The sequence below is a fragment of the Vibrio sp. dhg genome, assembly GCF_003443775.1.
GTDB lineage: Bacteria > Pseudomonadota > Gammaproteobacteria > Enterobacterales > Vibrionaceae > Vibrio > Vibrio natriegens.
Window position 1 is genome coordinate 1,954,017 of record NZ_CP028944.1, and the last position, 19,556, is coordinate 1,973,572.

The 19,556-nt window shown below is 39.8% G+C and carries 17 protein-coding genes and 2 pseudogenes; 15 read left to right on the forward strand and 4 right to left on the reverse strand.

Features of this window, described 5'->3' with window-relative positions; translation table 11 throughout:
• The first annotated feature begins 1 nt into the window (after nt 1).
• Genes narH through narI form a run of 3 tightly spaced genes read left to right on the forward strand, consistent with a single transcriptional unit; the run spans nt 2 to nt 2,936 of the window.
• Nucleotides 2–1,540 carry a nitrate reductase subunit beta gene (gene narH, locus DBX26_RS24440; protein ID WP_118121180.1) on the forward strand — a complete coding sequence of 513 codons (1,539 nt, stop codon included), beginning with the start codon at nt 2–4 and terminating at the stop codon, nt 1,538–1,540.
• The gene (gene narJ / locus DBX26_RS24445; RefSeq protein WP_000421206.1) at nt 1,540–2,262 is read left to right on the forward strand and encodes a nitrate reductase molybdenum cofactor assembly chaperone; all 723 of its coding nucleotides are present in this window, start codon (nt 1,540–1,542) and stop codon (nt 2,260–2,262) included. The genes narH and narJ overlap by 1 nt, the downstream gene beginning before the upstream one ends.
• Nucleotides 2,259–2,936, forward strand: a complete 678-nt coding sequence (gene narI / locus DBX26_RS24450) for a respiratory nitrate reductase subunit gamma (RefSeq protein ID WP_118121181.1) — start codon at nt 2,259–2,261, stop codon at nt 2,934–2,936. The genes narJ and narI overlap by 4 nt, the downstream gene beginning before the upstream one ends.
• A gap of 770 nt (nt 2,937–3,706) precedes the next feature.
• Here the strand turns inward: narI and DBX26_RS24460 are convergent.
• Together DBX26_RS24460 and DBX26_RS24465 are read right to left on the reverse strand one after the other, a co-directional pair.
• The gene (locus DBX26_RS24460) at nt 3,707–3,982 is read right to left on the reverse strand and encodes a hypothetical protein (RefSeq protein WP_065298440.1); all 276 of its coding nucleotides are present in this window, start codon (nt 3,980–3,982) and stop codon (nt 3,707–3,709) included.
• 281 nt (nt 3,983–4,263) lie between these two features.
• The gene (locus tag DBX26_RS24465) at nt 4,264–4,839 is read right to left on the reverse strand and encodes a DUF2913 family protein (protein ID WP_065298441.1); all 576 of its coding nucleotides are present in this window, start codon (nt 4,837–4,839) and stop codon (nt 4,264–4,266) included.
• A gap of 568 nt (nt 4,840–5,407) precedes the next feature.
• Here DBX26_RS24465 and DBX26_RS24470 point away from each other — a divergent pair.
• The 4 genes from DBX26_RS24470 (at nt 5,408) to DBX26_RS24485 (ending at nt 9,653) form a co-directional block, all read left to right on the forward strand.
• Nucleotides 5,408–6,232 carry a hypothetical protein gene (locus DBX26_RS24470; protein WP_118121183.1) on the forward strand — a complete coding sequence of 275 codons (825 nt, stop codon included), beginning with the start codon at nt 5,408–5,410 and terminating at the stop codon, nt 6,230–6,232.
• Between the two features lie 832 nt (nt 6,233–7,064).
• Nucleotides 7,065–7,709: a hypothetical protein gene (locus DBX26_RS24475; protein ID WP_118121184.1), complete on the forward strand. Its 645-nt coding sequence runs from the start codon at nt 7,065–7,067 to the stop codon at nt 7,707–7,709.
• A gap of 15 nt (nt 7,710–7,724) precedes the next feature.
• Complete coding sequence (locus tag DBX26_RS24480) at nt 7,725–8,228, forward strand: hypothetical protein (protein ID WP_118121185.1); 504 nt, start codon at nt 7,725–7,727, stop codon at nt 8,226–8,228.
• Nucleotides 8,229–8,732: 504 nt separating this feature from the next.
• The gene (locus tag DBX26_RS24485) at nt 8,733–9,653 is read left to right on the forward strand and encodes an IS5 family transposase (RefSeq protein ID WP_118121186.1); all 921 of its coding nucleotides are present in this window, start codon (nt 8,733–8,735) and stop codon (nt 9,651–9,653) included.
• 360 nt (nt 9,654–10,013) lie between these two features.
• On the opposite strand, the gene DBX26_RS24490 is transcribed toward DBX26_RS24485, so the two are convergent.
• Entirely contained in the window at nt 10,014–10,928 is a 915-nt protein-coding gene (locus DBX26_RS24490) for a LysR family transcriptional regulator (protein WP_065298657.1), read from the reverse strand.
• A 105-nt stretch (nt 10,929–11,033) separates the two neighbouring features.
• On the opposite strand from DBX26_RS24490, the gene DBX26_RS24495 reads away from it, so the two are divergent.
• The 4 genes and pseudogenes from DBX26_RS24495 (at nt 11,034) to DBX26_RS24510 (ending at nt 15,263) form a co-directional block, all read left to right on the forward strand.
• Nucleotides 11,034–12,059: an NAD(P)-dependent alcohol dehydrogenase gene (locus tag DBX26_RS24495; RefSeq protein WP_118121187.1), complete on the forward strand. Its 1,026-nt coding sequence runs from the start codon at nt 11,034–11,036 to the stop codon at nt 12,057–12,059.
• Between the two features lie 145 nt (nt 12,060–12,204).
• Nucleotides 12,205–13,105: pseudogene (locus DBX26_RS24500) on the forward strand (IS5 family transposase).
• 86 nt (nt 13,106–13,191) lie between these two features.
• Complete coding sequence (locus tag DBX26_RS24505) at nt 13,192–13,980, forward strand: universal stress protein (protein WP_162889768.1); 789 nt, start codon at nt 13,192–13,194, stop codon at nt 13,978–13,980.
• A 326-nt stretch (nt 13,981–14,306) separates the two neighbouring features.
• On the forward strand, nt 14,307–15,263 hold the full coding sequence (locus DBX26_RS24510; protein ID WP_118121189.1) for a sensor domain-containing diguanylate cyclase: 957 nt from the start codon (nt 14,307–14,309) through the stop codon (nt 15,261–15,263).
• 107 nt (nt 15,264–15,370) lie between these two features.
• On the opposite strand, the gene DBX26_RS24515 is transcribed toward DBX26_RS24510, so the two are convergent.
• Entirely contained in the window at nt 15,371–15,862 is a 492-nt protein-coding gene (locus DBX26_RS24515; protein ID WP_118121190.1) for a DUF4350 domain-containing protein, read from the reverse strand.
• A 473-nt stretch (nt 15,863–16,335) separates the two neighbouring features.
• Here DBX26_RS24515 and DBX26_RS24520 point away from each other — a divergent pair, with 473 nt between their 5' ends.
• The 4 genes and pseudogenes from DBX26_RS24520 (at nt 16,336) to DBX26_RS24540 (ending at nt 19,489) form a co-directional block, all read left to right on the forward strand.
• A complete protein-coding gene (locus DBX26_RS24520) occupies nt 16,336–16,758 on the forward strand; it encodes a DUF2513 domain-containing protein (protein ID WP_118121191.1) in 423 nt (140 codons plus the stop codon).
• Between the two features lie 162 nt (nt 16,759–16,920).
• Complete coding sequence (locus tag DBX26_RS24530) at nt 16,921–17,829, forward strand: hypothetical protein (RefSeq protein ID WP_254063586.1); 909 nt, start codon at nt 16,921–16,923, stop codon at nt 17,827–17,829.
• Nucleotides 17,813–17,890 (forward strand): annotated as a pseudogene (locus DBX26_RS25855) (DUF3265 domain-containing protein); the annotation flags it as partial. The gene DBX26_RS24530 and the pseudogene DBX26_RS25855, both read left to right, overlap by 17 nt.
• A gap of 651 nt (nt 17,891–18,541) precedes the next feature.
• A complete protein-coding gene (locus DBX26_RS24540; RefSeq protein ID WP_118121193.1) occupies nt 18,542–19,489 on the forward strand; it encodes a hypothetical protein in 948 nt (315 codons plus the stop codon).
• Nucleotides 19,490–19,556 lie beyond the last annotated feature (67 nt).

The window sequence follows — 19,556 nt, forward strand, 5'->3', positions numbered from 1 at the left end:
TATGAAAATTCGTTCACAAGTCGGCATGGTATTGAACCTTGATAAATGCATCGGATGTCATACCTGTTCAGTCACCTGTAAAAACGTTTGGACTAGTCGCGAAGGCATGGAATACGCGTGGTTTAATAATGTCGAGAGTAAACCTGGTACAGGGTATCCAAGTGATTGGGAAAACCAAGATAAGTGGAAAGGAGGATGGATTCGAAATATTAAAGGAAAGCTCGAGCCAAAAATGGGCAATAAAATTGGCGTTATGGCGAAGCTGTTCAATAACCCAGATATGCCGACCATAGATGATTACTATGAACCGTTCACTTTTGATTACGAACATCTCCAAAATTCACCACAAAGTAAGCATCAACCAATTGCTCGTCCTCGTTCTCTGATCACTGGCCAGCGGATGGACAAAGTGGAAAAAGGGCCAAATTGGGAAGAAATTCTGGGCGGAGAATTCTCTAAACGCTCTGCTGATCAGAATTTCAATGACATGCAAAAGGAAATGTATGGTCAGTTTGAAAATACGTTCATGATGTATTTGCCTCGTTTATGCGAGCACTGTTTAAATCCAGCTTGTGTGGCGACTTGCCCAAGTGGTGCAATATATAAGCGGGAAGAAGACGGTATCGTGTTGATTGATCAGGACAAATGTCGTGGATGGCGGATGTGTTTGACAGGATGTCCATACAAAAAGATTTACTTCAACTGGAAGAGCGGTAAATCGGAAAAATGTATCTTCTGTTACCCAAGAATTGAGTCTGGCCAACCAACTGTGTGTTCAGAAACCTGTGTAGGGCGCATTCGCTATTTAGGGGTGATTCTATACGATGCAGATAAGATTGAGCATGCAGCGTCCGCGAAAGATACAACGGATCTTTACCAAAACCAGCTAGATATATTTTTAGACCCGAATGACCCTGAAGTTATTGAAGAAGCACTTAAACAAGGTATTACGGAAAATGTACTAGAGGCCGCGCAGAAGTCACCTGTGTATAAAATGGCGATTGAATGGAAACTTGCGCTGCCTTTGCATCCAGAGTATCGCACCTTGCCAATGGTTTGGTATGTGCCACCTTTGTCACCAATTCAGTCTGCGGCAGATGCTGGATATGTGGGTAATAATGGTGTGCTTCCAGACATAGAGAGTTTAAGAATCCCTGTGCAATACCTTGCAAATCTTCTGACTGCGGGAGATGCCGCTCCCGTATTGCGAGCATTAAAAAGAATGTTGGCAATGCGGCATTTCAAACGTGCTGAAACAGTTGATGGTCAAACAGACCTTAGTGCATTAGAGCAAGTTGGGTTGACGGCACAACAAGCTGAAGAAATGTATCGCTACCTGGCAATCGCAAATTATGAAGATCGATTCGTTATTCCATCAAGTCATCGAGAACTGGCGCGTGAAGCCTTTCCTGAAGCTAAAGGTTGTGGATTCAGTTTTGGTAACGGATGCCATGGTGGTGATGATAGTCGAATCAATCTATTTAATAGTCAGCGCATCAATTCTATAGATATCACTGCTAAGACGATAGGAGATAAGTAATGGAACTGAAATCTCTCAGATTAATTGCGGCCTTACTGGATTATCCGAGCTGCGACATTTGGGACTATCCAAATGAATTAATTGGCATCGTAAAACATTGCGAAGAATTAAGTATCGATCAAAAGAAAATATTGGTTAAATTTATTAACAAAATTTTAGCCTTGGATCTAATGGATGCACAATCTAATTATGTTGATTTATTTGATCGAGGACGATCACTATCTCTTCTCTTATTTGAACATGTGCATGGAGAATCAAGAGATAGAGGTCAAGCAATGATTGACTTGATGAGCCAATATGAAGAAGTTGGCTTGCACCTTAGTGGCGGTGAACTCCCTGACTATTTGCCTAGATATCTAGAATATGTATCTCAATTGAGGACAGAAGATGCCAAGGAAGGACTGCAAAATATTGCTCCAATTTTAGCGCTTATCACTGAACGATTAAAACAAAGAGACAGTTACTACTTTGATTTATTTGAAATATTGATGGCTCTCTCGGAAGAAAATGTAGACTTTGATGCTTTGTATCAACAAGTATCCAGTGAAGATGAAGACTACACACCAGAAGCCCTAGATGCGGCTTGGGAAGAAGAACAAGTCCGATTTCTAGGTGAAGAAGGCTGTAACTCTGCATTGCAACAGCAGCATCAAAGACGATTTGTAAATAATGTTTCGCCGCAGTATTTAAACATTAGTGATATTAATGGAGTGCAGCAATGAGTTTTTTAAATGGTTTCTTTTTTAATATCTATCCCTACATCGCTGGTTCCGTATTCTTGATCGGTAGTTGGGTAAGGTATGACTATGGCCAATACACCTGGCGTGCAGGGTCTAGCCAAATTCTAGACAATACCAATATGCGATTAGCTTCGGGGTTATTTCATGTCGGTATCATAGGCATATTTCTCGGGCATTTCTTTGGCATGTTAACGCCTCACTGGGTCTATGAATCATTTCTGTCATTAGCCGCCAAACAATTAATTGCGATGATCGCTGGTGGTATTTTTGGCATTATGACTATCACAGGAGGAGCAATGTTACTGAGACGACGTCTGACTAATGTTCGAGTGCGTGCAACATCATCTTTTGCCGACATCCTCATTCTTACACTGCTTGTCATTCAAGCATGCCTAGGTGTCTTAACGATTCCGTTTTCTGCACAACACTTGGATGGCAGTGAAATGATGAAGTTAGTTGGTTGGGCGCAAGATGTCGTGACATTTCAATCTGGTGCAGCAAGCAACTTAGATGGCGTGAGTTTTATATTTCGCATTCATATGATATTAGGAATGACGATATTTCTTATTTTTCCATTCTGTAGATTGGTTCATATTTGGAGCGTCCCATTTGAATATATTTCAAGACGTTACCAAATAGTAAGAAGTAGAAGATAATACTCGTAAGCGAAGTGAGTACTGAATGCCTTTATTAAGTACTCACTTTGTTCTGTAACGTATTTTAAAGTGATTTTATTATGGGTTTAAAGTTAAAGGTAAATATATGGTTTACTATGTTTCGAGAAAATATATTTTACATAAAATATTAGAGCCATTTTTTATCGCGTTTTTTTGGCCTTTTTTGATTTTTCTAACTTCACAATTCGCTAACCTTGATATGAGTGAAGAACTAATTTATCAAGTTAAAATATTTACCATTATTGTATTTTTGATTACAATTGTTATTGCTGTAATAAATGTTTATTTTTTAAAAAATACTGTTCTTGTCATAGACAAGAATGGAATGGTTTATCGGGTAAGAAATAAAGTTTTAAAGTTTCCATGGACTCATATATCAAGGGTTAAAATTTATAAGTCTAGAGGAAATATTATGAGTATCGTTCTATTTCCTTACAAAAACAAGTTGAGAGTATACTGTTTTGACAGGATGGACAATTTCATCAATGATATTGAAAGATATGGAAAAAATAAAGTCCATATTATTTATTAGTTCACTAATATTTTAAGATTACAATTTAAAATATATTTTATGAGAGAGTACGAATGGAAACGTGTGGGAAATGTAGACATTTTTTCAGAGAAAAACTTACGAACAAGGAAATTTGTGAGGCATGGCAACAGCCTACCCATATGAAGAAACAGGCTTGTTACTCATATATACCTAAAAAAATTAAAATTAAATATCTCAGAAATGATAAACAATAACGCTATATTCGTTTGTTTCGGACAAGAGCACGTCTTACATTTTTACACATTTTTCCAAATGAATATATTTCGTCAAATGTAGGCGAAATTCCTCGATTCAATTGGTGCTGCCAATATGATAATTCTGAATCGACAAGCTCCATTAACTTTTTAGGACAACCGATACAACTATTGTCTGTGCCACATTTAAATGTATCCTCGTTGTATAGGGGGAACTCATCTTTAACGGCATTAATTATCTGCTGCATCGCTGTTATTCTGTCTGGTTTTTTGCTCATAAGGTTACCTCTCGAGAAGATATTATCAACAATAGACAGACAAATTTCAGTTATCCTAAAGAGTTAAAAATTGCACTAAACTCCATGGGCATTGTATAGCGAGTAATGATTAACGTTGATTCCGCTATTGCTTTCCGTCACTGAGCGAGGCGCCAGTTTTTTAAGTCCTGGCATTGGAAAATGTAACGCTTATCCCGACCAATGAATACGGTGATTTTCCAGAGCTGATTATAGAAGTGCTCGATAGTTTCAGAGTTAGTATGTTTTACATGTTCAAGCAATCAGGAAAGAGGATGTAAGCGATAGTGATAGTTCTTCAATGATTCGTTAACTTGAAAAGTCTCATATTTAAAATGGATTTGTTTATCAAGACATTGAGTAAACTTGTCTAATTGTTCTGTATGAATGAGTAAAGAAATTGGTGCGATTTGGTGATTATCGATCTCATCGAAACAATTGTTAATGTGTGCTCTATCCAAATAAACTACATCTTGATTCTGTGTTGGAGTTTCTTCAATCAGCTTTGTGTCAAACCCTGCCTTCTCGAACTGCTCAAGCAAGTCATAGAGTTTGTCTACATCATTCTTGCACTTGATTGAGCTATATTGCTGAACAATCCCATTTAAATGTTTTTCGATTGACCCAAATTTGTTTTTCATTAAGCAGATGGCTTTTAGCTTTTTTTTGATAAGTGAATAGCGTTGCTCTCTCAATTTTGGTTTTAAGAAGTCAATGAGGATTTTGTTGCGCTGTACTTCTTTGACAAAGCTTCGAGACGCACTGACCTTAAAGTAGAGATGAAGCAGTGCATTTTCAAAAGTAGATTTTAAAAGCTTGTGATATGACTGTTCTGACATTGTAAGCGTTGATTATTTACTGGTGTTGTTATTCTAACATACAAAAAGAAATGCAAACGAACACAGCAATTGGATTACTGTCATGTTTATAAGGGGGTATCCGATTATCTGAGCGGATGTCCACTAAAGGGTGGTATGGAGCAGTATAGTAGTAAGTGTAATGGAACTAACTAAGTCAATTCTGCCCGTTCAATACTAAATGTTTTCCCAATGTGGTACTAAGCGTTTTCATTCAGCACTGCTTTCGCAGGCATCAATCGATGTTTGCTTCATAGTCAACAAACCACCTTTACCCCTTATAGAGGGTAGTCTGTCGTTTACCCCCGATAAGGGGTAAAACCGATTCTTTGTTTTTATTAGATATAAATAGCCTTAAAAGTAAATAATAAGTCTTTGTTTTAATTGAGATAAATTTTTGACAAAAAGATTTTTATACGTTTTAATAAGATTGAACACTCTCTATCTCAATTTGTATAAAGATTGAGTTAAATAAATTAAACAATATCAAATAATTCATCACCTTAGAGGTGAAGGGGGGACTTTACTAGTATATAAATGGAGAAAAAAAATGGTTAAACAAAAAAACAAGATTGTCCGTGAGCTACATGACTCAGAAAAATCTATAGTAGAGAGTAAAAAGGCTCAGCACATCATTGATGATGTGAAAGTGAGCGTAAGAGAAATTGTAGCGAACTCTAATAACGACTTTACTGACACAGTTAAATTGGCTTCAAGTCACGATAAAGAAGATATTGATACAGAAAAAGTTAAGATTATTACGAACTTTCAAGAGGCTTTTCCCTGTGATTATGGATACGGATTTAACGCTATTGTAACAGCTAGTATACAGAGTGAAGAGCATCAGTGGTCTGGTGACCTATTTGTTCAATTATACGATGGAGAATTCTCATCTGATTGCCAAGTTTCGGCCCTAGATTTAGATCACCAGAATTGTCTAATTTCTGACTATGATAACCTTACAGTATTCAGTTCATATACTGAAGAAACAATGACAGAGTTCTTTGAAAAAGTTATAGAAGCAGCAGAGATAGGATTTGCTGAGGAGTATACTTTTGAAGCATTGCTTGAGGAGAGAACGGGCCTTGACGTTGAGGATTATGATTTCCATGTAGCGGGTTGCGGTGTAGGCAATGACATCCATTTAGAAAACTACAAAGCTGTCAATGGAGAACAAATTGTTTTAGTAGCTGTTGATAATCGAGCAAGAGCAGAGTTACGAATTAACCGCTTCAAACTTTTCGCGAGTAACGACGATTATAATGAATTTCTAGATGAGTGTATGAATTTAAATGGTCAACGATTGCAATGGAATGATGGGAATTATGCTCTAAACATTTACCAACACATGGATAAACCAAATAATGATTGGTAATTTTCTAAAAGAGCATGTTTAGAAGTATATAATTAGTTACTATCAGTGCTAGTAATAAAGCAACAGTCATTCACCATCAATTGAATCAAACCAGGATTCATATACTGCTAAAAGCTAGCACCTATTCTTCGGTAAATCGACCCTGCGGGGTCGTAAATTGCGGCGATATCATCTGACGCCGCATTGCCTACTTCGGCGATATCCCTTGTGCTGTTAGGCATACAGTCTCAGTCCCCAAATCCGTTGTTTCATCCTTTTCTCATCCTAGAGTTCAAGAGCTACGCCGTGATACATATGGTGCGTAGGCCACAACACGAAGCTCCATATCATTGTTTCGGTCAAAGCTATCCTTTAAGCAGTCATAACGAATAATTCACTCCCCGTGATTGACGACCTTTAAGAGTGCCTTAAGTCACAGCCAACCAAATCGGTCATTTGTAATCTGCGGCGAGAGCCGCTTCCCGTGAACGAGCACTGTTTACACAGTGCATTGGTCAATAATTGAATAGTTTTAATCAAACCAAAGTTTATAGTGCAATTTACCCCCTCTAGAGGGTAAGTCGGCTTTTACCCCCGATAGGGGGTAAATAGGTTTCCTCCCGCTAGTTCATGTTTCTTATTAGATATAAACAAGCTCAAAAGTAAATATAAGTCATTGTTTTTAATGTAAATGGTGGTTGACTGGGCAGTTTTTATTGGTTTTAATATACCTGAAAACTCTCTATCTCTACTTGCGTAAAGATTGAGTTAAATAAATGAAACAATATTAAAAATATTCGTCACCCTAGCGGTGAGAGGAGGGTATCACTAGTAAATAAATGGAGTAAATATTATGAATTTCAATGTAATTAAAAAGAACAGAAAGTACTTTGCTGCGACAACAGACAATAATAAATCTTGTAAGATTTTGATCGACGATTACTCAAAAGATTTAGCGTTAGGTGAGCATTTTCTTGCTGTTAAAGATATCTCTGTACGCTCGAAGTATGGAACTGACCTGATTTACAAGTTAGCAGCAAATGTAGAAGAACAAACTAAATTAGGTATTTGTTCTTTAAAATCAGAAAATAATACACTGTTGATTGAAAAATGCCGTAAACTCGGCGGGACTTGGGATAAATCTCAGGGCGCTTGGATATTTTCAAGAATTGTAGAAAAAGAAGTTGAAGAACTCGATGAGATCTTTAACAGCGCTCCCGTTACTGTTGAAATTGAAGCTATCGAGGAAATACAAGAGCAGGGCAAGGCGATAGAATTTCTTGGGTATTCGGTTTGTAAAGCATTAAATCGTGATTCAGGTGCTCGTATTGAAACTGGAATTGCATTGCTATCGGGCTATGCCACTTCAGGTGGCTCAAAAAACCGATGGACAACCGTCTTGAGCGAAGGCGCGACTTTAAGGCTAAAGATCCCAGTGGATTTACTCAATATTTGTGAAGACAAAAGATTTCAAGTTAAAACCATAAATAATTCATAAATAGGAGTGAAAATAATGCCTAATCATATGTTAAATATTATCGAATTTAAAACTGAAGATATTGATCATGCAAGTGCTATTATTGAGTCAATTAGTAATGAAAATAATAAATTCGATTTTAATAGATTAATTCCTAGCCCTAAATATTTGAAGGTGTTGGAAGAAAAGAATAGTTCTTGTCATGTTGAGGAAGACAGTGATTGGAATTATAAACATTGGAAGTCACATTGGAACGCTTTGCATAGTAAATTCAAAGTTGAGGAAAGACCTTATTATGCTTACGGTAGAGTGGAGTTTATCACTTTAAATATTATTCCATATCCAATATTCATCGCGTTATCAGAGAAGTACCGTGAAATCCGCTTTAAAGTAAAATTTGCTGACCAATATGCTTTTGGTTGTGATTGTGGATTTCTAGTCTTTCAGAATGGACTGGAAATTGACTGTCATGTGTCACCTAATGAATTTGAGTCAGATGAGCAATACTCGTATTGGCTAGATATCGCAATGAGTGTTTAATAATTTTTCAGCTCAATCGTTAGAATGCAAGCAACCCCCCTTAAAATCTAGACGTTGCTTGCATCTTTAGTTAGATCAAAGTTTTACCTTGTGCAATCCAGCCTTTCCTTGACCACCAAAAATTAACCCACCATCATTTGTGATATAAAATGTGCCTTTCTCCCTTTTGCTCATTTGTATGGCTGTGTTGCCTTCAACGCTATGATTCATTACATTCGATTTCTCATGAGTTGCGGTCAGTTTAATCACATCAAAGCCGAATTAGTATGAAGTAAATATATCGTATCGTGATGACAATATCTTCTTATCAAGAACACACCTCAGTACCAAGATAATTACGGTCATTCAATATTAAGTGGCAGGCAAACGAGTGGAGATGTGTATCATAGTTGCTATTTTTTGTGCGCAAATTTGTGTCGGTAAGCGGCTTTGTTGCGTAATTCGATGGAACTAAATCAAGAAACTACGATCTGAGCGGCTACGCCCATCAATCGTCGTAGCCTCATGCCTAAACCTCGTTACAAAACAACTAACTGGAAGCAGTACAATAAATCCTTAATCAACCGTGGTTCTCTGACCTTTTGGATTGATGAGGAAGCGATAGCTGAGTGGAAGCAAAACAAACAAGGCAAGCGTGGTAGACCTCGCCGATTCAGCGACTTAGCCATTACTACCGCACTGATGGTGAAACGCGTTTTCTCTATGCCATTGAGAGCGTTGCAAGGTTTTCTAGACTCCGTATTTAAGCTGGCTAACATCACGCTTGTTTGCCCGCACTACACCTGTATAAGCCGCCGAGCTAAGGAAGTTGAAGTTTCATTTAAAACCAAAACCAGAGGAGCAATACAACATCTGGCCATTGATGCCACTGGCCTCAAGGTTTATGGCGAAGGTGAATGGAAGGTCAAGAAGCATGGAACCGATGGGAAGCGAAGAGTCTGGCGTAAGCTGCATATCGCGGTAGATACAAGCACCCACGAAATAGTCGCAGCAGAGCTGAGCTTATCTAACGTAACTGATGCCGAAGTGCTCCCCAACTTACTCAAGCAGACACGTCGTAAAATCATTGAGATATCAGGGGATGGCGCTTATGACACAAGGAATTGCCATGATGCCATACGGATCAAGCGAGCGGTTCCGCTCATCCCGCCAAGAGAAGGAGCAGCCTTCTGGGAACAAGGACATCCTCGTAACTTAGCGGTAGGTTGCCAGAAGCTCTGCGGCTCCAACAAGAAGTGGAAAAAGCGGTATGGCTATCATAAGCGCTCTCTGTCAGAGACCGCAATGTACCGAGTAAAACAGTTGCTAGGTGGGAAATTAAGTCTAAGAAATTACAACGCTCAGGTTGGCGAGACTTACGCCATGATCAAAGCACTGAACAAACTTACAGGGCTTGGTATGCCTGAAACTCAGTATATTGTATAAAAGTCGCTCAACTTTAGGAGGTTTGGTTTCTCGTCTGAATTACGCAACAAAGCCTCTAGCAATAAGACCTCTTTACGCATCGACGTTTAGGTTTCCATACAAAATTGATTCCAAGTGCATAAACCATGAGCACCTAATAATTATCATCGTTCTCAGATCTGCCTCGGAAGGAATCTCTCAAACACACGTAGAATAGGTATGTAAATCTACCTATAAGTGTGCCCAAAGGGCGTACTTTGCCGATTTGCATGAGTCAACACAACCAAGACAACCATGTCGGATTTTCAGAAGAATCAGCGTTGCGTTCTCGAGGGATGAAGCTAACCTAATATACACTATGAACAAAAGTAGACATCGAGCCTAGCTTTCAATCGTGGTCATCATAGCCGGTAACTTGCGAACTAATCTATCCACAGCCAGCCTGACTTTTAGAGATAAATGAGGAGTTCGTGGCCAAACAGCATAGATAGGCCAGTTTCCTGAAGTCTGATCTTTTAGTATCTCTATCAGACTTCCATTGTCGAGTTGCTCCCGCACAAGCCAACAAGGCAGCCAAGCGATACCTCCTCCCGCTATTGCAATATCTTTTACTGCCTGCATGTCATCCATCATCAGCCTGGCAGGTGGGATCATTTCCGACATTTCATTATTTTCGTTTTTAACTTGCCACTTCAAGATACGCCCTGAACGGATGTATGCAACGGCAGTATGCTGCTTTAGGTCAACTGGTAAAATTGGCTCACCAGCTTCGTTGATATAATCCGGAGACGCGCAGAAAAGCATCGAGTGGGAAGCCAGTTTTCGAGCTATAAGTCTGCTACTGTCAACCAGTGCACCAATTCTAACGGCCAAATCAAATCCCTCTTCCTGCATATTCACCGGACGATCGCTGAATGAAATTTCCAGTTCCAGCCCAGGATGTTCTTTTGTGAGCGCAGACAATAAGGGAGAAATACAAAGGTGTCCGAGCAGTACCGGAACAGACACCCTTAATTTCCCGCTAGCCTGCAACTTACCGCCTTCCAGAATATCCTCCGCTAATTTAATTTCAGCCAACGCCCGACTGCAGAATTCGTAATAAAGAGAACCTTCATCAGTTAGGCTTTGGCTACGAGTCGTACGATTGAAAAGGGTAACACCAAGCCTATCCTCTAGCCGGGATATAGTTTTCGCCACTGCAGAGCGCGTGACATGTAATTTTTCAGCCGCCTGAGAAAAACTCACCGACTCAGCTGCAGCCACAAATACAGGAATACTATTCATATCGCTTTTCATATTGTCGCCCAAATGGAATCAATCAATAGAAATAATACCACCACTGTCTCTTAATAGGCAATGTTAGAATTTTGACTATCAGTTATCTATCATTAAGGAACCTATATGAAGCGCAACATGAAACGCTGGATATTAAACGAAGCTGGACGTCAAAATCTGAAACTTATAGAAGCAGAAGTACCTCAGCCCGGTCCGAATGAAGTTCTTGTCAGAGTCAATACCGTCTCTCTCAATTATCGAGATAAGGTCATAATTGAAGGCGGAATGGGTAATGGTATGCCAATGCCTTTCACGCCTGGTTCTGATATGGCTGGTGTGGTTGAGGCGGCCGGACCTGGCACAACGCGCTTTAGCCCGGGAGACCGAGTTATCTCATCTTTTAACGCAAACTGGATAGACGGAAAGTTGGATAACAACGCTAAAAATCCACACTACGATACACTCGGCTACGCTTTTCAGGGAGTATTAGCTGAATACGTTGTCATGAGTGAGGAGTGGCTGGTCAAAGCCCCCCAGTCGCTCACCGATGCTGAAGCCAGCACGCTGGTCTGTGCAGGACTGACAGCTTGGTTTGCTCTGATTGAACGAGGCGGCCTTCGTCCAGGCGAAAGCGTACTCGTTCAGGGAACCGGTGGCGTGGCGCTTTTTGCACTCCAAATAGCCAAGGCAGTGGGTGCCGAAGTATTTATTACTTCATCCAGTGATGAGAAACTGGCTGCTGCTGCTGCGCTTGGCGCAGATCACGGCATTAACCGTAAAACAGAGAACTGGGTCGAAGCTATTTATCGTCTGACAAATGAACGGGGAATTGATCACGTTGTGGATACAGTTGGGGGACGTAACTTTACAGACTCTGTTCGCGCCGTAGCCTCACATGGCCGTATATCTCTGATTGGTATGATGGACGCACACGATACTTCAGCTCCGGGAGTCATGCTGTTACTGAAATCACCAACGATTCAAGGTATAGGTGTGGGTCATCGCCGCGCGCTAGAAAATCTTGTCCATGCGGTTGACGAAATCAAATTGAAACCAGTTATAGATAAATCATTCAGCTTAGTAGAGCTACCGGAAGCGCTGGAGCAACTTGATCAAGGTGCGTTCGGAAAAATTGTTATTAACATGGGCTAATTCTCAACCCGGCGGAGGTGTAATAAGAACACCTCCGTTTTTTGTTTTCAGATTGGCATCAGCATCGGCTTTGTTGCGTAATTCGATGGAACTAAATCAAGAAACTACGATCTGAGCGGCTATGCCCATCAATCGTCGTAGCCTCATGCCTAAACCTCGTTACAAAACAACTAACTGGAAGCAGTACAATAAATCCTTAATTTTGGATTGATGAGGAAGCGATAGCTGAGTGGAAGCAAAACAAACAAGGCAAGCGTGGTAGACCTCGCCGATTCAGCGACTTAGCCATTACTACCGCACTGATGGTGAAACGCGTTTTCTCTATGCCATTGAGAGCGTTGCAAGGTTTTCTAGACTCCGTATTTAAGCTGGCTAACATCACGCTTGTTTGCCCGCACTACACCTGTATAAGCCGCCGAGCTAAGGAAGTTGAAGTTTCATTTAAAACCAAAACCAGAGGAGCAATACAACATCTGGCCATTGATGCCACTGGCCTCAAGGTTTATGGCGAAGGTGAATGGAAGGTCAAGAAGCATGGAACTGATGGGAAGCGAAGAGTCTGGCGTAAGCTGCATATCGCGGTAGATACAAGCACCCACGAAATAGTCGCAGCAGAGCTGAGCTTATCTAACGTAACTGATGCCGAAGTGCTCCCCAACTTACTCAAGCAAACACGTCGTAAAATCATTGAGATATCAGGCGATGGCGCTTATGACACAAGGAATTGCCATGATGCCATACGGATCAAGCGAGCTGTTCCGCTCATCCCGCCAAGAGAAGGAGCAGCCTTCTGGGAACAAGGGCATCCTCGTAACTTAGCGGTAGGTTGCCAGAAGCTCTACGGCTCCAACAAGAAGTGGAAAAAGCGGTATGGCTATCATAAGCGCTCTCTGTCAGAGACCGCAATGTACCGAGTAAAACAGTTGCTAGGTGGGAAATTAAGTCTAAGAAATTACAACGCTCAGGTTGGCGAGACTTACGCCATGATCAAAGCACTGAACAAACTTACAGGGCTTGGTATGCCTGAAACTCAGTATATTGTATAAAAGTCGCTCAACTTTAGGAGGTTTGGTTTCTCGTCTGAATTACGCAACAAAGCCCCAAAGTGGTCAATTTGGCGAGGGGTCGTAAGGTGGTCATCTTTATAGAAGATTATCGGCGCGGTGATGAACACGTTTTTACTAACTTTTTACGCTCTGATCCCAAGCATATTGAAGACCGCATAGTAGAACTCCAAAACTGGACTGAAGAAGTGGCCAGAAAAATATCAGAGTATTGTACAAACGAAGAGATTGAAATTCCCGCTATCGAATTTGCACCACTGGAGGGATCGCATTGGATAAAGTCCCTTGCTTCTAATTTAGAGAAGGGCGCTGCGGAGTTACTGCTAGTCGATCATATTGCCAAACCGATAGATGAAAGATTGTTAGAAAAATTGGCCACACTGGATGTTGATGTTCTTATGCTACAGAAATCTTTTTGGTCGGCTCCGCTTAACGTTGTTTGCGCTATTGATCCATTACATCAGGGAGACAAACAGGCATCGGTTGATTTGTCTATTGTGGAGAGAGGTAAGCGATGGCAGGATAACTTGGGTGCTCGTGTCACTTTGGTGTATTGTCGTCATGTTGCCCCCTACCTAGTAAAATACAAGTCACAAATCCTGCAAGAGCAAAAACTTCACATACAGGAATTTATGTATGAACATCACTTAAATCATTTTTCTCTACGGCTCTTTGATGGAAACCCTGAAGTAAGCTTGCCTAAGGCAGTACGAACACTAAAAGCCAATGTATTGGTTATTGGCGCGTGTAAGCGCAGCGCCGTATCTCGATTTTGGTCTGGTAGCACTGTGGATATTTTGTTAAAACAGCCCCCATGTGATTTATTGTTAGTCAATGGAACTCGCTTTTTGACTTAAATGGATGTCACGGTTCGCAGTGGAGCGTGAATTTGTTTATCATCAGCAATACTGAACGCCATTATGTCGTTGCCCAATCGTTGCTAGAGCCAAATATCAGTAGCTAGTTAATCATATTAGGAAAGGTGAACTTGTTGTCAAAGTATAACTAAATCGGGACAAGTAACGCTGATGAATAAATAAGCAAATGATAAGAACACTCTTGAAAAATTCGACTCTACACCTTTAATTAAAGTCAATCGAGTCGCATAGTTATAACACTTCTACATATTAATGTTGCAAAAAGCAGTGGCCTTGTAAGCCATAGACTCATTGAGGGAGAACATATGCAACCCCCAAAGATACCTGACAACGAAGCAGAACGCTTACATGCATTAAGAGCGCTTGAGATATTAGATACCACGCATGAAGAACGCTTCGATCGCGTTACTAGAATGGCCAAACGTATGTTTGGTGTTCCAATCTCATTGGTTAGTCTTATAGATGAAAACCGTCAGTGGTTTAAGTCCGCTCAAGGCTTGGAGGTAACTGAAACTCCAAGAGCAATTTCTTTTTGTGGGCATGCAATAAATAATGACGGACTATTTATCATTCCCAATGCGATTGACGATAAAAGGTTCTGTGACAATCCTCTGGTGACTGACGATCCTAATATTCGTTTTTACGCAGGATACCCTCTTAAACTGAGACAAGGGATCAATATTGGTACTCTATGTTTAATTGATAGTGTGCCAAGAGAGATGGACGAAGAAGATCGTTTACTTCTGCAAGATTTGGGGGCAATGATTGAGCAAGAAATACAGTCGGTTCAAATGGCAACCTTAGATGAACTTACTATGATTTCAAACCGTCGTGGCTTTTTGTTATTGGCAGACCATACCTTAAAGATGTGCAAGCGCAAAAACCTCAAAAGCTCTATCCTCGTGTTCGATTTGAACAAGTTTAAGCCGATCAATGATACCTATGGTCACCATGAAGGCGACTATGTACTAAAAGAATTCGCAATGGCACTTCTTGAAACATTCAGAGAGTGTGATGTCATAGGCCGATGGGGCGGTGATGAATTTGTGGTATTTCTTACGGATACAGAATCAAACTCAGTAACGCGCATTCTGGCCAGATTTAGCGATAAGATATTGAAATTAAACCAAGAAATTAATAAACCTTATCGTATTGAATATAGCTGCGGTGTCAGTCATTACAGCTATGATAGCCCGCTATCGATAGAAAAAAGGATAGAAGAAGCTGATAATGAAATGTATAAGGAAAAGCGTACGCGCTAAATTAAAAAGATAGTGCAGCGACAATGCGGCAATCATATCGATTTAGGTACGTTGGATTCGAAGCAGAGATGGTAATGTTGTAGATTAGTTAATGTTGTTTCGCACCTCTAATCCTGTATTTTTAGTCCATTTTTATCAAGTTTTAACCAAACCGCATTGTTAATTGGTGCTCTCAAATCATCACGATGTTGGCAAAGTATGACTACTGTTCCACCTGCTTCAACTAGTCGATTGATTGCAGTTATGCTATTCACGCTAATGTTGTCAACATCGTCAATCACATAAGTACAGATTGTGTCAGTTATCTGATCTGAAATATCTACGGGTTCGGGATTGGTAGGGGCAACCATTTGGGAGCAATTAATAACCACAACATTTATACCATCAGCCTCCAATACGGAAGCCAACCCCGACTTTCCAGTCCCAGTTTCCCCTTCGATTGCAATCAGCTTGGGTTTATGGTTGTAAATCATGTCAGCCAGAACATGGCTCAATACCTTTACGTGATCGGCAAAATCAATAATTTCTTCCGTTGGGTTTAATGGACTTACATGGTAAATGGCACTAGTGCTACTGGCTGTTATCTTTCTTTCTGACATCTGATTACCTGTTGGTTTTATAATCGGATAGAGTCATACGTGGCAATTTTTTCTACATTATTAGTTTAGTAAAATTTGGGAGACCACGTGTATTGATCTACTACAGCGAAACTGAACACTGAACGAAGTGATGCTACAGTACACAGTTTAATTCATGGATAGTTTCCTTGATTAAAAGTTGTTAGTAGTTTTTGTTCGACTTCTTCTCAGTCTCACCAAGCCGAAGCGTCCTTCTCAGCGCGAAAGTTTACTCACAATCTGTGATTGTACGTTTGCCTTACCTGTAGTTATCCGAGGGAGTGTCGAAGTAAGTTTTTTAAATATTATGCGTCATTTTGCACTCTAACATCCCATACCTATCATTAACCTATTGATTATCAATTGAACTGTGATTGGAAAGGCGGCATGATAGGAGTATGAAAAGCGGCTAAAAGCGTATAGAAAGCGTTATGTAACTATTAGGAAAATCGAGAATGAAAGTTGATTATGAATATTTAAAGCAACTCTTAGAGGCATTTGAGGAAGTTCCTAAACCTTTCCCCCTTATCAGTGAAATTTCTAAAGCTTCTAGTTCAGTGGACAATCAGTTTGCTTTTCATATGGGAATTTTGCACGACCAAGGTTTCCTTCAATATCTTTTCAGCAATGGTCGGTCACCTTTTACACCTGATTACGATGATATTGATGACTTTTCTTGGTGTGACTGCAATGTGCGCCATACAGCGCAGGGATATGATTTTTTGGCTGCTTTACATCAAAAGAACATTTGGAAAGCTGTCAAAGACGACCTTAAGGAAAACTCGATAGAGACTGTATGGAAAGTAGCTCAAGCAATGGCTACAAAACTCGCAGCATCAAAATTAGAAAAGTACTTGAATGCTTCAGATGTAAAATAGTTACATAACAAATTGTTCAAGAGTGATTCGGCACGCGTAGCATTTTTATTATGCGTTAGGTTTGGTGTTTAAGGTTGTATGCGGAAGCACTGGTATTGCGTGCCTCACACCTTAACAAGGCGTTATGCTCCCCAAAAGTATCGAATGTAAGAGGTAAATAATTTGGCAATTGAATCACCGCTCTTTCAGAGTGCAATGGAGCTTCTGGGTCACTCTATTACTCACTACAATGGTAAAAAAGAACTTGATAGAAAGCTCGTGATCTTACATTTGGCTAACGGAGTAGAGTTAGTTTTAAAGGACTTGGTGCTTGATTCTGGGGAGTCCATTTATAAGGGCCCCAAAGAAACCATTACAATTCAAGGATGTCTGAAAATCCTACAAGAAAAATCTATCGATTTACCTTTGTTAAACAAAATTGAACTCTTAATCGATGAACGAAATGCTCTACAGCATCGTTTTGGGTCACCAAACGAATTAACGAGTATTTTCTATATGAATATTTCAGAGAACTTTTTCCGTGAAGTATTAAAATCTCACTATGATCAAGAGTATGACGAAATCATTACTCAGTTTGCAGACGAATCTGATTTACTCGAATATAAACTTAATGACCCAAGCAACGATCAAGAGCTTGATAAACTAAAAGACCTAGCAAAAATACATCCTTTAGGTGCTTTACTTTCTGCGTGGACGTACATTGAGCGAGAAATTGAAGAGTTTGCTGCGGATACGGGAATTAATGCTCATCGACGCCGACCCTCAACAATGGATTTGATTGGTGGTAGGTGGGAAAACTACGGTGTCGTAGTACCCGAAAACCTAAGAGATAGCTTTAGTGAAGCTCGTCGTTTAAGGAATATGGCGGCTCATGGACGACTGGAACCTAGTACTAAAGAGGTTATATCGTCAGTTACTACGATTGAGGCGTTTGAGAAATTTTTACTAAGTCTTGATAAAGAAGCTATTCAAGCAAAAGCTGTAATTGAAAAAGAAAGGCTAGCGAAAGCAAGGCAAGAACAATCAGAGCAAATAAAAATACTTGATATGTTCGGTGATGTGGGAGCATAACAAACTGTTTAAGAGTGATTCGCTATGCGTGGCATTTTTACTATGCGTTGAGTTTTGTGTTTAAGGTGGTATGCGGGAGCTTAAGTATTGCGTTGCTCACACCTTAACAGGGCGTTATGTGCTTTATCAAATTTTGATGTTCAATTCATTGTTATCTTAGGCAATTTGTTGTTTTTTGGCAATTCGGTATTGGCTATCCCAATGTTTGGTTCTCTCTGCCCTTTGTGAAAACTAAATTTCGTGGGTTGCCTCATTCAGTTTTTGAGTCGGTGTGTGACTAGTCTCGCTGGCTCAAATTGCTGCTAGTTATTGTATTTTTGATACTGATTTATTTGCTGAAATTCCACTCTGAAAGTTTGTTTTCGTAAAGGATTTTGTTGGTGTTGAAAGGGCGCTTTCTTTGTCGTGAAAATTGCAGTGCTTCCTTTGGCTAATCTACTGAAAATGCAAGGTTTTCCTTCGATGTTTCAAGCTTATCTGAATAAGTATTTAAGTTAGTAGGTCATTGTTTTTGATAAACTTTAGCTACAAAACGTGCTGTACATAACAAGGCGCTAAAGAGGGACTGTAAACGAGAGGGACTGTAAACGCTTGACGATTTTAGTATAAATTGAGTTTATGGTTAAGGTTGTTTGTTTGGGTTCAGCGTAATAGCGTTTCCAGCCCCTTAGCTTAGCGTTATACAACATTAAGAATGAGGAGTACCAATCTTATGGCGAAGCCAGGAGATGATCTTGAGAAAATAGTGGAGTTAATAGAAAGATCTATTTCTCCATCTTCAGTCATTCGTCAGAATGTGATGATGCCAGTGTTGAATTCACAAATCGGAAGAACTAGGCAATGTGATGTTGTCATTGAGAGTGGTCCTGAATTTCGTCGTAATGTAACAATCGTTGAAGTTCAGGACCGAACATCAAAAGTTAATATTGCTACTTTCAACGACTGGTTGAAGAAGCTAGATGATGTAGGTGCTAACAGCTTAATCTGTATTTCTAGAAAAGAATTCCCAGAAAGTGTAAAGGAAGAAGCACGGTTTCAAGGTAACAGAGTTCTTCTAGTTAACCTAAAAGAAGCAACTCCAGAGTCACTCCCACTAAATTTTTTGTCTTTTTATGTGGCGTATAAAAATGTCAGTATTACTGGTATCGATGCTTTGAGTTGTTGTGTCGATAAAGGAAGCATTGATTTAGCATCATTAGACACTCAAGCAATGCACTCCCATGAAAAAATATGGTCTAGAGACAAATCTTCAAACATGTCTATTGTCGAACTGTTATCTCCTTTGATAAAGGAGTTACAACATGATTCAAAAGGCATAATAAAGGGCGTGGCTAACTTTACGTTTAAAAACGACAAGCGTTTAGTCCTATATTACTACATAAATGGTGAGTATATTCGCGTTGGACTAAATGTGACCGTTCAATATGTTTACGATAGTCACCTTCTTTCTATGGTGGTGTCCAGCTACGAACAAATTGATCATGGAGTGTTGGCTTGGGTTTTTGAAATTGAGCATGAGACAAGTCACGGCAAAATAAAAACTAAAGTTCCAGTAACAAAGCATGGTAACGATGCATATAAAATGCTGGATGTTATCAACTCAACTGATTTTAATTCTCAGGTGACAATAAAAAGCTTAGATCAAAAACCTGTTGTATAACAAAGCATTTAAGAGTGATTCCCAACGCTCGGCATTTTTCATTCAATCGTTGGGTTTAGTGTTTACG

What these genes read in the sequence shown, in the direction of transcription:
- DBX26_RS24460 (WP_065298440.1), bottom strand. Translation starts at nt 3,982, where the DNA reads ATGAGCAAAAAACCAGACAGAATAACAGCGATGCAGCAGATAATTAAT.
- DBX26_RS24540 (WP_118121193.1), top strand. Translation starts at nt 18,542, where the DNA reads ATGGCGAAGCCAGGAGATGATCTTGAGAAAATAGTGGAGTTAATAGAA.
- narH (WP_118121180.1), top strand. Translation starts at nt 2, where the DNA reads ATGAAAATTCGTTCACAAGTCGGCATGGTATTGAACCTTGATAAATGC.
- DBX26_RS24475 (WP_118121184.1), top strand. Translation starts at nt 7,065, where the DNA reads ATGAATTTCAATGTAATTAAAAAGAACAGAAAGTACTTTGCTGCGACA.
- DBX26_RS24485 (WP_118121186.1), top strand. Translation starts at nt 8,733, where the DNA reads ATGCCTAAACCTCGTTACAAAACAACTAACTGGAAGCAGTACAATAAA.
- DBX26_RS24470 (WP_118121183.1), top strand. Translation starts at nt 5,408, where the DNA reads ATGGTTAAACAAAAAAACAAGATTGTCCGTGAGCTACATGACTCAGAA.
- DBX26_RS24490 (WP_065298657.1), bottom strand. Translation starts at nt 10,928, where the DNA reads ATGAAAAGCGATATGAATAGTATTCCTGTATTTGTGGCTGCAGCTGAG.
- DBX26_RS24495 (WP_118121187.1), top strand. Translation starts at nt 11,034, where the DNA reads ATGAAGCGCAACATGAAACGCTGGATATTAAACGAAGCTGGACGTCAA.
- DBX26_RS24465 (WP_065298441.1), bottom strand. Translation starts at nt 4,839, where the DNA reads ATGTCAGAACAGTCATATCACAAGCTTTTAAAATCTACTTTTGAAAAT.
- narJ (WP_000421206.1), top strand. Translation starts at nt 1,540, where the DNA reads ATGGAACTGAAATCTCTCAGATTAATTGCGGCCTTACTGGATTATCCG.
- DBX26_RS24520 (WP_118121191.1), top strand. Translation starts at nt 16,336, where the DNA reads ATGAAAGTTGATTATGAATATTTAAAGCAACTCTTAGAGGCATTTGAG.
- DBX26_RS24510 (WP_118121189.1), top strand. Translation starts at nt 14,307, where the DNA reads ATGCAACCCCCAAAGATACCTGACAACGAAGCAGAACGCTTACATGCA.
- DBX26_RS24515 (WP_118121190.1), bottom strand. Translation starts at nt 15,862, where the DNA reads ATGTCAGAAAGAAAGATAACAGCCAGTAGCACTAGTGCCATTTACCAT.
- DBX26_RS24480 (WP_118121185.1), top strand. Translation starts at nt 7,725, where the DNA reads ATGCCTAATCATATGTTAAATATTATCGAATTTAAAACTGAAGATATT.
- narI (WP_118121181.1), top strand. Translation starts at nt 2,259, where the DNA reads ATGAGTTTTTTAAATGGTTTCTTTTTTAATATCTATCCCTACATCGCT.